The organism is Castellaniella sp. FW104-7C03 (genome assembly GCF_040276085.1).
Lineage (GTDB): Bacteria > Pseudomonadota > Gammaproteobacteria > Burkholderiales > Burkholderiaceae_B > Castellaniella.
On record NZ_JBELOK010000002.1, the window covers coordinates 118,873 to 131,737 of the forward strand.

The 12,865-nt window shown below is 59.7% G+C and carries 10 protein-coding genes; 1 reads left to right on the forward strand and 9 read right to left on the reverse strand.

Going from position 1 to position 12,865, the window contains the following annotated elements; all coding sequences use genetic code 11:
• Positions 1–30 precede the first annotated feature (30 nt).
• The 7 genes from ABS758_RS02510 to ABS758_RS02540 all read right to left on the reverse strand — a co-directional run bounded on the left by ABS758_RS02510 (position 31) and on the right by ABS758_RS02540 (position 9,337).
• Positions 31–1,485, reverse strand: coding sequence for an NAD-dependent succinate-semialdehyde dehydrogenase (locus ABS758_RS02510; RefSeq protein ID WP_350380700.1), 1,455 nt, complete (start codon positions 1,483–1,485; stop codon positions 31–33).
• A 69-nt stretch (positions 1,486–1,554) separates the two neighbouring features.
• Positions 1,555–2,916, reverse strand: a complete 1,362-nt coding sequence (locus ABS758_RS02515) for an aspartate aminotransferase family protein (RefSeq protein ID WP_350380699.1) — start codon at positions 2,914–2,916, stop codon at positions 1,555–1,557.
• Positions 2,917–2,939: 23 nt separating this feature from the next.
• Positions 2,940–4,094 (reverse strand): FAD:protein FMN transferase, encoded by a 1,155-nt coding sequence (locus ABS758_RS02520; RefSeq protein ID WP_350380698.1) that lies wholly within the window; start codon positions 4,092–4,094, stop codon positions 2,940–2,942.
• On the reverse strand, positions 4,075–6,279 hold the full coding sequence (locus ABS758_RS02525) for a PepSY domain-containing protein (RefSeq protein WP_350380697.1): 2,205 nt from the start codon (positions 6,277–6,279) through the stop codon (positions 4,075–4,077). Before ABS758_RS02525 ends, ABS758_RS02520 begins: the two co-directional genes overlap by 20 nt.
• Before the next feature lie 5 nt (positions 6,280–6,284).
• Positions 6,285–6,767, reverse strand: a complete 483-nt coding sequence (locus ABS758_RS02530; protein ID WP_350380695.1) for a DUF2271 domain-containing protein — start codon at positions 6,765–6,767, stop codon at positions 6,285–6,287.
• Between the two features lie 115 nt (positions 6,768–6,882).
• Entirely contained in the window at positions 6,883–8,142 is a 1,260-nt protein-coding gene (locus ABS758_RS02535; RefSeq protein ID WP_350380694.1) for a CaiB/BaiF CoA transferase family protein, read from the reverse strand.
• 7 nt (positions 8,143–8,149) lie between these two features.
• Complete coding sequence (locus ABS758_RS02540; protein ID WP_350380692.1) at positions 8,150–9,337, reverse strand: acyl-CoA dehydrogenase; 1,188 nt, start codon at positions 9,335–9,337, stop codon at positions 8,150–8,152.
• A gap of 125 nt (positions 9,338–9,462) precedes the next feature.
• Between ABS758_RS02540 and ABS758_RS02545 the strand changes: the two genes are divergently transcribed.
• Positions 9,463–10,368, forward strand: coding sequence for a LysR substrate-binding domain-containing protein (locus ABS758_RS02545; protein ID WP_350380690.1), 906 nt, complete (start codon positions 9,463–9,465; stop codon positions 10,366–10,368).
• Here ABS758_RS02545 and ABS758_RS02550 read toward each other — a convergent pair.
• Positions 10,333–11,679 (reverse strand): tryptophan--tRNA ligase, encoded by a 1,347-nt coding sequence (locus tag ABS758_RS02550; protein ID WP_350380688.1) that lies wholly within the window; start codon positions 11,677–11,679, stop codon positions 10,333–10,335. The two genes, ABS758_RS02545 and ABS758_RS02550, sit on opposite strands and share 36 nt — an antisense overlap.
• 87 nt (positions 11,680–11,766) lie before the next feature.
• Positions 11,767–12,858, reverse strand: a complete 1,092-nt coding sequence (zapE, locus tag ABS758_RS02555) for a cell division protein ZapE (protein ID WP_350380686.1) — start codon at positions 12,856–12,858, stop codon at positions 11,767–11,769.
• Between the last annotated feature and the right edge of the window lie 7 nt (positions 12,859–12,865).

The window sequence follows — 12,865 nt, forward strand, 5'->3', positions numbered from 1 at the left end:
GCGTTGTGGCCAGCCAGCCTCGGAACGGAATCAGATTCCGCCCATGCACAGGTACTTGATGACCAGGTAGTCATCCAGACCATGACGTGAACCCTCGCGGCCCAGACCAGATTGCTTGACTCCACCAAACGGGGCGGCGGGATTGGACACGACCCCGGCATTGATACCCACCATCCCGTATTCCAGCGCCTCGGCGACCCGCCAGATACGGCCGATATCGCGGCTGTAGAAATACGCCGCCAGACCATATTCGGTGGCATTGGCCATGCGGATGACTTCAGCGTCATCCTTGAAACGGAACAAAGGCGCAACTGGGCCGAAAGTTTCTTCGGTGGCGACTTTCATATCGGATGTGACCTCGGTCAGGATGGTCGGCTGGAAGTATGTGCCACCCAGGCTATGGGAGCTGCCCCCCGCCAGGACACGTGCGCCCTTGCTCACCGCATCGTCGACATGGTTGCGCACCTTGCTCAGGGCCGCCTCATCGATCAGCGGCCCTTGGTTGACCCCATCGTCCATCCCATTGCCAACCTTTAATTCGGCCACCTTGAGCGCCAGGCGCCGAGCGAATTCATCGTAGACCGCATCCTGGATATACAGACGATTGGCACACACGCAGGTCTGTCCGGTATTGCGATATTTACAGATCATCGCGCCCTCGACAGCAGCATCCAGATCGGCATCGTCGAACACGATGAACGGCGCATTACCTCCCAATTCGAGCGAGAGCTTCTTGATCGTCGGCGCGCTTTGGGCATACAGCAAGCGGCCCACTTCGGTAGACCCGGTGAAACTGAGCTTGCGCACGACAGGATTGGAGGTCATTTCACCACCGATGGCCGGTGCATCCCCCGTGATCACGGAAAACACACCGGGAGGAACACCCGCTTGTTCGGCCAGCACAGCCAATGCCAGCGCCGAAAATGGCGTCTCGGGTGCAGGCTTGACGACTATCGGGCAGCCCGCCGCCAGCGCAGCCGCCGCCTTGCGGGTAATCATCGATGAGGGGAAGTTCCAGGGGGTGATCGCGGCACAGACACCAATGGGTTCACGCAACACAACCACCCGACGGTCATTGGCGGGCCCCGGGATGACTTCGCCATAGGCGCGTTTCCCTTCTTCCGCGTACCACTCGAAATAGCCGGCGCCGTAAGCGACCTCGCCACGAGATTCCGCCAGCGGCTTGCCTTGCTCGGCTGTCATGATGCAGGCCAGATCTTCCGCATGATCCAGCATCAGCTGATACCAGGCCCGCAGAATCGTGGCACGGTGCTGCGCGCTCAGTGCCCGCCAGGCACCCCAGGCGCTCTGGGCGGCGTCGATGGCCTGGCGAGTTTCGGTGGCGCCCATCACGGGTACAGCCCCCAGAAGCTCGCCGGTGGCCGGATTATGTACCGGATCGGTGCGCCCGTCAGCAGCATCTCGCCACTGCCCATTGATGTAGCACTGCTGGCGCAATAAACCAGGCTCGCTTAATTTCAACATCTATGTCTCCTTGGTAATGTCAGCACAAGGCGGATTGCCTTGCGCGATAAGTCAAACGGCGCCTCGTGCCTACAGCGCACGCGTCACCTCATCAAGCGATTGCTCGAAACGATCCGCAAGCGTATTGACCTGAGCCTCGGTGATGATCAGGGGTGGGCAGAACGCCAGGCTGTCCTGGATACCCCGCAGAATCAGACCATTGCCCTGTGCCTGGCGTACCAGCAGCGCCCCCACCTCGCCAACTGGATCGAAGGGCGTATGACCAACCTTGTCGGCCACCAGCTCAACCGCAGCAATCAGCCCCACGCCGCGAACCTCACCCACCAGCGGATGGTCCGCCAGTGCATGCAAGCGGCGCTGAAGCACGGCACCCGACACCGCGGCATTGCCTACCAAGCCCCGTTCTTCGATGATGCGGATATTTTCGAGCGCGACGGCGGCGGCTACCGGATGCCCGCTGGCCGTATAGCCATGGCCAAACGTACCCAACTCACCACTATGGCGAACAAGCACATCGGCCACCCGCTTGTTCATCAGCACTGCGGCCAGCGGCATATAGGACGATGTGAGCTGCTTGGACAGCGTCATGAAGTCGGGCTCGATGCCGAACAGCCCCGACGCGAACAAATGGCCCGTGCGCCCGAAGCCGGTGATCACCTCGTCCGCGATCACCAGCACATCGTATTTGCGACAGACCGCCTGCATTTTTGGCCAATACGCATGTGGCGGGACAATCACCCCGCCTGCCCCCATGATCGGCTCGCCGATGAAGGCTGCCACCGTATCGGAGCCTTCTGCCAGAATCAGGGCTTCAAGTTCGGCCGCCAGACGATCACCAAAGGCCGCCTCAGTCTCGCCTGGCAGGCCCTCGCGGTACAGATGCGGGCAACGCACATGACGCATCTGAGGCAGAGGCAGATCGAAACTGCGGTGATTGCCCGCCAGTCCCGTCAGACTGGCGGAGGCGACCGTGACGCCGTGATACCCGCGATGACGGGCAATAATTTTCTTTTTCTCCGGCCGACCAAGGGCGTTGTTGTAGTACCAGACCATCTTGACGATGGTGTCGTTGGCCTCAGACCCCGAATTGGTGAAGAAGGCCTGGGCCATGGATCCATCTGTCAGGCCGATCAGCTTCTCTGCCAGCTCGATTGACGGGACGTTGGACTTCTGGCTGAAGGTGTGATAGAAGGGCAGATTTTGCATCTGGCGGTATGCTGCCTGTGCCAATCGGGGCTCGCTAAAGCCCACCGCGACGCTCCAGAGCCCCGCCATGCCCTCGATATACTGCTTGCCTTCAGTATCACGGACGTAAATACCTTCACCCTGCGCCATGATGCAAGGGCCTTCTTCGCGCAGACGCTGGGCGTTGGTATAAGAGTGGAATTGGTAGGCTACATCGCTGTGAGCCAAGCTATCGGGTGCATTCATGGCAAAACCCCTTTTGGGCAAAGTCAAAGATAAGTGTTGATCACGCGTGCCAGTGTGTCGAAAGCGGGCCGGATTTCTTCCGGACTGACTCCGGCATAACCCAGCAACAAGCCAGAACGGGCGCGTGCGCGTTCCAGGTAATAGGTGCTCAGGGCCCGGGTGACGACACCCTGCTGCAGGGCGTCGCGCACCACCAGGATGTCGTCCACGCCCTCGGGCAAAGCCAACGGGCGGCGCATCAGGAACAGCGCATCGAGCCCGATGCGCTGGGCCATGGCAGGCCCCTCGTGGGCGCCCAACACCAGCAGCGCACTGGCCCAGGCATCCGCCCGCATGCAATCCGGCGCCAGGACGGTAACAGATGCCACTGCGTGGTCTGCAGGCCGGCGCGCACGTCCATCCATGGTGTGAGACACCCACTGCCCCGGCTCGAAATGAATCCGATGGCGGTAATCACCCGACGTGGCAACGGCGATATTTTCGAGCTGTATCACGCCGTGCGCAGCGCGGATGCCCGCCTGGGGGCGCTCAAGCGCCACAGCCCAAGGCCTGCCGTCCGCGTGACCAGACAAGGCACACAACTCACCATCGAGCGACAGCAAGGCCCTGGCCACGCCATGCTGGCGCATCACAGCCATCATTTTGTCTACTCCGTAGCCCTTGGCGATCCCACATAAATCCAGAGTAAGCGGATGCGTTTTGCGAGCCCGGCCAGCAGCAACGTCCAGTTCGAGAGACACATGAGCCGCCCGGAAACCAAGTGTCGCCCGCCGGATGGCTTCAGCATCGGGCTGCGTGCGCGACGCACCAAACCCCCAGGCTTCTACCAGGCCCCCCACCGCGATATCAAACGCACCATTGCTTTGCCGGCCCACGTCCAGCGCGCAGGCCAGCACACACATGAGTTCGGGGGGCAAATCAACCCACTGGCCCGGTGCGGCGCGATTCAGACGCATGAGATCACTGTCTGGCTTCCAGGTAGACATCTGATTGTCTACCTGATCGACCGCGTGCTGCAGATCCCGTTCAAGCAGGACACCATCCAGACCCGGCACCGGCTGGTAGCGGGCTGCCCAGCGGGTACCCATCGTCGCACCACTCAGGCTATGCTCGACCAGCACATCTGTGGCTCGGCCCAATGTATGCGGCTGGTCCATATCAAAAGACATCTTCGGCATAACGGGCTCCAACACGCAAATTATCCACACAAAGCCCCAAGGGTTTAAGGATGTCATCGAGCGCATCGCGTACACCCTGCGCCATCAAGTGGCTGCCACACACTCGCAACACCGCCCCTTGTGACACCAAATCCTGCAGCCGCGCCGCATCCCGGCGCAAGGCATCCTGCACATAGCTACCGTTTCCCACACGCGAAAAAGCTGTTTTTAGGCCAGTGAGATGGCCTTTGCTAAGCCAGCGTTGCAGCGACGAGGCAAATAAAAAGTCTTTTTCAGGGTCTCGCCCACCAAAATACAAAAACATGGGTGCATGCTGGGAATTGCTCCGGATAAATCCCGCCAAAGGTGCAATGCCGGTGCCCGCGCCAATCAAGATCACGGGCCGGGCTTCGGCGGCCAGCGTAAACCCCGGGTTCTGCTTCACAAATGCCTGTAAACAATCGCCAGGCTGCAAAGTATGCAGATATTCTGAACACTGGCCACCCGGTACTTTTCTGACACAGATCTCCACAAAACCATCCGGACGGCCTGAAGCCAGCGAATAATACCGGGGCACCTGAACCGTATCGGACACAACACCCAGAAGGTCTCCAGCCTGAAACGCAGGCATGCCACGCCCGCGCAACCTGTCTGTGAGGTGCACCTTGGGCCAACCCAGCCGCAGGATAACAACGGCCCCCGTCGCCTCATCGGAATAATCTGTGCGCTCCAGTACCGTAAGCGGATGGGTCGCCGGTACCCGGGCAACCATTTTCAGGACTAGCGGATCGGCCAAAGCATCGGACAAGGCCTTGACCCAGCGCTCAAACGCCTGCACGTTTTGCTGATGAATCGCCTCAAAAGGAAGCAAGCCACGCCATCCCCGAGTTCTCAAAGACTCTTCAATGGCACGCGCATAGGCACAAAAACGGGGAAACTGGCGATCACCGAACCCCAACACCGTCACCGACGCCTGACCGGCTGGCAGTGCCCGAATCTTATTCAGTGCATGCGCTGCAGGCGCGGGGGCCTGGCCGTCACCATAGGTGGCCGCGAACACAAACACATGCCGGGCAGAAGGCGGAACATCAAAAGCTGCCAGAGGCGCGGTATGCACTTTGTGTCCGCGCTGCACCAAGGCATTGTGCAGCGCCTGCGCAAACCCCCAGGTGGAACCGGTTTCACTGGCCACAAAAATCAGCATGTCAGCCTGACTGACTGCTGTATTGGCAGATATCGTGGGTATCAGGCTACGGTGCTGCGCGCGGACGAGCATGCCTGATATCCAAAACATGGGCATCGACAGGCCCAGCAAAGCCAGTACCATTGCCCAGCCCCACCCGCCCTTGCCCGTGTGCAGGGTGTATATCCAATCGTTCAGTTGCTGTAGAACACCGTAAGAAGACCAGGCAAGCATCACACCTGTCTTGCGATCAATCGCACCTTCACCCTCGGAAGTACGTACCGTCCAGACATCCTCAGGCACCCCTGGCTCGGGCAGCTCCAGCGAGCGCAACTGACCGACTGGCAGAGTCTGCAGAAACGGAATACGCCCAGCAGGAAGATCCGGCCTATCTACCCGGGCAGACTGCACCTCAGGAAGCGGTGGCGCATCGGCTGAAAAAAGGCCAAAGCTGGTTGCGCTCATCCACAAAGCCGTGGCAGACGACAGCAACAAGCCAACCACCAGCACACGGCCAGTCCAGGTGTGGAGCCGGTGAACGCCCGTGCCGCGCACCCTGCCAAGGACATGTCGCCAGCCGCCAAGCTGACGCACCAGCAACACTGAACCCGACACAGACAATGCCAGCAAGGCAAAAGCGGCAAATGCAGTAACCAGCCGCCCCGCATCTCCAAGGAGTAGCGAGCGGTGCAAATTGCGCAACCAGCGCTCGGTATTGGAGGCCTGATACGCTCCCAGTACATTTCCGGTTGTGGGATCCAACTGCTGGGCATGGGATCCCGCAGCATCAAAGGAATACGCCAGGACGGCCCCTGCCGGCTGACGCCGGAGCGCTTCCAACCCCGGAATATCGGACTGCGCACGCTGCACCAACCCGGCCACCGAAGCCTGCTGGTCATACGATGGCGCCACCCAGGCGTCCTTGACCGGGAAGAAAGCCAACATTGCACCAGTCAGGCCAAGCATCAATAACAGGGCACCCGGCCACAGCCCCAGCACCCGATGGATCTTTCGCGCATTCATCTGGCTCACCGCACCTGATAAGACACCGATTTCACGTATTGACGGCCCGGCCCACTGGTGGACATACCCTCACTGCGCAAAGGCACGCGCACATCCGAGGGACTATCCCGCAGGTCTTCCACGGCTGCATCAATGTGAATTTCATAGCCCGCATCGAACAGGGCATCGGCCAGATCGGCACTGATCTTCAGGGAGCGGCCCTCGCCGACACTTGCCCCAGTGACGCCATCCAGCCGGGTGGCATCACTGGCAGACAGGCGCTGCCAATTGGAAAGATGCTTGTAATACTTGGCCTTGCCTCCGGCCACCCATAAGGTACCTGCATAAGCACCCGTAGGGTTGGTGAGGTAGACCGCCAAATATGCACCGTCTCCCCCATAACGCTGCAGTGTTGCCGAGAGATCCACTGTGCGGCTATGCGCCAGTGTAGGGACAGCCAACGTAGCGGCTGTCAGGGCGTAAACACCCAAATGATGTTTTGCTTGCATGCTGCATGCTCCTGTCCTTGCCACTGCCCGATAGCAGTGATGAGGTCAGGATACGCAGCTCAATATTGACCAGAGATGAACATATTCTGGCAACGCCAAAAAACAGTTTGGCGGGTCAGATCACGCCATCTGTCCGCAAGCGGTCAATCTCCGGAGTTTCCAGGCCCAGCACCTGAGACAGCACCTCGGCCGTGTGAGCCCCCAGGCCAGGAGGCGGCAGGCGGTAGTCTACCGGTGTATCCGACAAGCGGATGGGGCTGGCCACCAGCGGCACCGACCCGGCTTCGGGGTGTGCCATATCAATTTTTAACGCCCTGGCCTTCACCTGCGGATCTTCGAAGACCTGTGCCATCGCATTGATGGGCCCACAGGGCACCGCACGGGACTCGAGTGCCTGCACCCACTGGGCGGTGGTGCGCGCCGTGGTGATATGCCGCAGGATGGGAATGAGTTCATCCCGGTGTTCGACACGGGCGCGGTTGGTGGCAAAGCGCTGATCGCTGGCCAGATCCGGTTGCCCGGCTTCCTCGCAGAACCGGATAAATTGCCCATCGTTGCCAATGGCCAAGATCATGTAGCCATCTGCAGTGGGGAAATCCTGATACGGCACAATACTGGGGTGTGCATTGCCCATGCGGCCGGGGCTTATGCCAGTGGCCAGATAGTTCATGGCCTGATTGGCTAGGCAGGCCACTTGCACATCCAGCAAGGCCATATCAATGTGCTGGCCCTGGCCGGTGGTGGCGCGGGCTGCCAGGGCCGCCTGGATGGCATTGGCCGCATACAGGCCTGTCAGGATGTCGGTAAGCGCCACCCCTACCTTTACCGGCCCGCCACCCGGCTGGGTATCCGGCTGCCCGGTGACACTCATCAGGCCACCCAGCCCTTGTATCAAAAAGTCGTAGCCGGCACGTGGCGCATAGGGGCCGGTTTGGCCAAACCCCGTAATCGAGCAATACACCAGGCGCGGATTAAGCGCATGCACGCTGGCGTAATCCAGCCCGTAGCGGGCCAGGCCACCCACCTTGAAGTTTTCAACCAGCACGTCCGACTGACTCACCAACTGGCGAATCAAGGCCTGGCCTTTTTCGGCTGCCATATCCACGGTAACCGAGCGCTTGTTGCGATTGGCGCACAAATAGTAAGCCGCTACGCGAGAAGCCTGGCCGCTTTCGTCCGGCATCCAGGGTGGGCCCCAGCCACGGGTATCATCCCCCTGCCCTGGCCGCTCGATCTTGATGACATCAGCGCCCAAATCACCCAAAATCTGGGTGGCCCACGGCCCAGCCAGCACCCGGGACAAATCCAGCACCCGAATTCCCGACAAGGCCCCCGCCGGAGCACCTGCTGCAACCGCTGTATCGCTATGCGTCATGACGGACTCAGTTGGCAAATGCCGCAATACCGGTGATGGCCCGTCCAAGAATCAGGGCATGGACATCGTGGGTGCCTTCGTAAGTATTGACGACCTCAAGGTTGACCAGATGACGGGCGATGCAGAACTCGTCGGAGATCCCGTTACCACCCAGCATGTCGCGCGCAGTGCGGGCAATGTCCAGCGCCTTGCCACAAGAATTGCGCTTGATGATGGACGTGATCTCGACGGGTGCCTGGCCTTCGTCTTTCAGGCGGCCCACCCGCAGCACGGATTGCAACCCCAAGGTAATTTCCGTGAGCATGTCCGCCAGTTTTTTCTGGATCAGCTGATTGGCAGCCAGAGGCCGCCCAAACTGCTTGCGATCAAGCACATACTGGCGTGCGGTTTCGTAGCAGGCCTCGGCGGCACCCAGGGCTCCCCAGGCAATCCCGAAACGAGCGGAATTCAAGCAGGTAAATGGCCCTTTGAGGCCACGAACCTCTGGAAACGCGTTTTCTTCGGGCACAAAGACTTCGTCCAGCACAATCTCGCCGGTAATCGAGGCCCGCAGCCCCACCTTGCCATGGATAGCGGGGGCAGACAGGCCTTTCCAGCCTTTCTCAAGAATAAAGCCGCGAATATCCCCAGCATCGTCCTTGGCCCACACCACAAAGACATCGGCAATCGGACTGTTGGTAATCCAGGTCTTGGCGCCCGACAGTTGATAGCCACCAGCTACTTTTTTAGCCCGCGTGACCATGGAGCCCGGATCAGATCCGTGATCGGGCTCAGTGAGACCAAAACAGCCAATGGATTTGCCACTGGCCAGGCCCGGCAGATATTTTTCTTTTTGTGCCTGTGTGCCAAATGCATTGATGGGCACCATCACCAGTGAGCTTTGCACACTCATCATCGAGCGATAGCCGGAATCGACGCGCTCGACCTCACGGGCAATCAGGCCATAGCTCACGTAATTGAGCCCCGCACCACCGAATTCTTCGGAGATGGTTGCGCCCAGCAGGCCCAGTTCGCCCATTTCGCGAAAGATACCGACATCGGCTTTTTCGTGGCGAAAGGCCTCTTGCACCCGAGGCAGCAACTGATCCTGACAATAGGCCCGGGCGGCATCACGTACCATACGTTCGGTATCGGTCAGCTGCTGGTCCAGCAAGAGAGGATCAAGCCATTGAAATTGCGGGCGAGACGAAGACATGCGAGGGCTCCTGAAAGATCAAGTGATGATTTTGCATCCTACCGACATGCTTATTGCGAATCAAGCCATATAATTTGAATAACCTGTGAGGTATTCTCACTTCTTAGTCCGATCTTTGGATATCGATGCGCAAGCGCCTACCCAACACCAGCACCCTGCAGGCATTCGAGGCCGCGGCCCGGCATCAAAGTTTTACGCACGCGGCCCAAGAGCTCTCCCTCACCCAGGGTGCCATCTGTCGTCAGATTGCCTCACTGGAAAGCTTTGTGGGGGTACCTCTGTTCTACCGGATCCGGCGCGGCGTACGCCTGACAGACGCAGGCGCACGCTATGCCCGAGTGATCCGGCGCAGGCTGGACGCAATCGAGCGCGATACCCTGGCCATCATGGCGCACCAAACCGGCGGCGTGGTCGAACTGGCCACAGTCCCTACCTTTGCCACACGGTGGTTATTGCCCCGCCTGGCCCAAAGCCACGACATCGCAACCAGCCTGCAGGTAAACATGGTTACCCGCACACGCCCATTTTTGTTTGACGAAACCGACTTCGACGCCGCTATTTACTCGGGCGACCCCGCCTGGCCGGGCACACAGGCGTATTTCCTGATGCATGAAAACCCGCTGCCTGTGTGCAGCCCGGCACTGGCCAGCGGCCCCCTTGACGCCACAGCCATCGCCGCCCTGCCCTTGCTGCAGCAAAGTACCCGCCCTACGGCCTGGCGCGACTGGTTTTCTTCAGCAGGCATCCATATGCCCACGGCCATGGCGGGGATGCGCCTGGAGCTGTTTTCGATGTTGTCACAGGCGGCAACCGATGGCCTGGGCGTTGCGCTGATCCCGCCATTTCTGATCCAGCAAGAGCTCGCTGGCGGCGACCTTCATATCCTGAACACACACTCGGGCCCAGGCAAGCGGGCGTTTCATCTGATCGTGCCCGAAAGCAAAACTGATTTGCCCGCTTTAGTGCAGTTTCGTGAGTGGCTGATCCGGCAGGCCTCAGATCTGGCGCAAGGCAGCCCGGACGTTGGCTAATTGATCTGCGGGGACACGTGCCCAGCAATGCTCGCTGGATCCCAGCACGACATACCCCTGGGCATCCACAGGAAACATGGGCAGATCTGCCCCAGCCAGCCCCCGGCTGACCTGGTTCAGCAGCTTGGGGTCGTCGAAGGCTTCGGATAACAAAAGCTCGGTGCCATCAGCCGCAAACAGGCGCTGGCGGAACCGCCCGTCTTCGTCTCGAAACGACACCAGGCGGGCCTTGGCGGCCTTCACGCCACCGGCCTTTTTACCCGCCACGGGTGCGGCTTGTCGCAAACCCACGGCCTCGCGCAGGCGATTCATGAACGGCACCGCAATCCCGCGGGCCTTTCGTGCACCCGCCTGCAAAATGTCTTCGATGTGCCCGGGATGCGCCATCAACTCTGCATAAGGTTCACGCATCGGGCCGATTTGCGCCTCGATTTGTTCGTAAAGCGCCTGTTTGGCTTCGCCCCAGCCCAAGCCGCCCTCAAGGGCTGTCTTGAAAGACGCCGCTTGGGATGCACTGGCGAATGCCCGATACAGGGTAAACAGGTGAGAGGCGTCGGCATCCTTGGGCTCGCCCGGCAGGCGGGAGTCGGTGACGATCTGAGCAATGGCCGATTTAAGGGCCTTGGCTCCGCCCTCAAAAAGCGGGATCGTATTGTTATAGCTTTTGGACATCTTGCGGCCATCCAGGCCCGGCAAGGTAGCCACCTCTTCATCAATCTGCACTTCGGGCAAAACAAAAAGATCCTGGCCACCGCCGTACAGATGATTAAAGCGCTGGGCAATATCCCGCGTCATTTCCAGGTGCTGGATCTGGTCTCGTCCCACCGGCACCCGATGGGCATTGAACATCAGGATATCGGCCGCCATCAGCACCGGATACGAAAACAGCCCCATCGTCACCCCGTCGTCGGAGTCTTCGCCTTTGAGCTGATTGGCATCCACCGAGGCCTTGTAGGCATGCGCACGGTTCATCAAGCCCTTGGCCGTCACGCAGGTCAGCATCCAGCAGAGTTCGGGAATTTCAGGCACATCCGACTGTCGATAAAACGTGACACGCTCGGTATCCAGCCCTCCCGCCAGCCAGGTGGCTGCAATCTCCATGCGCGAGCGGGCCACCCGGGCAGGATCCGCACATTTGATCAGCGCGTGAAAATCGGCAAGAAAGAAAAAGGCGTCGACGTCAGGCTCGGTGCTGGACTGAATAGCAGGCCGGATGGCGCCCGCATAATTGCCCAGATGGGGCGTACCAGACGTTGTAATACCGGTAAGCACCCGGCGAGCGGACTGCGGTGTTGCGGAGGTGTTCTGCATGTGCCTGATCAATTTCAAGAAAAGAATGCCCAATCGTACCGCAGCGCGATGTCGGCACGCCGGTGCATCGCGGGCGCCACTTGCCCGTTACAGCACGACAGCCGCGCGCCGGACTTCTGCCAGATATTCGTGAGACTGCATTTCCATCAGGCGCGACACCGTACGGGTGAATTCGTTGGACATTGGCCCTTCTGTGTACAGTGCATCCGGCGGGCATTGCGCCGACAGGATCAGCTTCACTTTGTGGTCGTACAAAACATCCACCAACCAGGTAAAACGTCGGGCCTCGGAGGCCTGCCTGGGCGCCATGCACGGGACATCCGACACAATAATCGTCTGAAAGCGATCAGCCAGATCCAGATAATCGTTTTGCGAACGCGCGGTGCCGCACAAGGCCATGAAATCAAACCATACCACTGTGCCAGCCAGCGCCACGGCCTGAATCTCGCGATTTTCAATCTGCAGCACGGGTTTTTGTTCGGCCGTATCCGCCAGACGATCAAAGGCCGAGCGCAGCTCGTCGTGTGTGCCGGCAACGATTGGCGTGATATAGGTGCGTAGCTCGGCAAGCGTCCGACGGCGGTAATCAACACCCGCGTCTACATTCAGCACATCCATTTGCTGCTGAATCAGTGCAATGGCCGGCAAAATGCGATCACGGTGCAAGCCATCGGGATATAGGGTGGAAGGCTCGTAGTTGGAGGTCATGACAAATGACGTCCCGTACTCGAACAGCCGCAACAGCAGCCGGTACAGGATCATGGCATCTGCCACATCCGACACATGAAACTCGTCGAAGCAAATCAGGCGATAGCGCTTGGCGATATTGCGGGCCACGTGATCCAGGGGATCTTGTTCGCCACTGACTGCCTGGATTTCACGGTGCACACCACGCATGAACTCGTGAAAATGCAGACGCACCTTACGCTTGACAGGCACTGTCAGGTAAAAGGCGTCCATCAAAAAGCTTTTGCCCCGGCCTACCCCGCCCCACAGGTACACACCGCGCGGCACTGCGGGGTGCAAAAACAGCTTTTTGATTCGGCTGGACCGTTGATGCTTGAACTCGATCCAGTCGTCATAATATTGCTGCAAGCGCTGTACCGCTGCACGCTGGGCTTCGTCAGCGACGAAGCCCCTTTCGTGCAGGGCCTGCGCGTAATACGCGCTGACATCCATCGGGCAA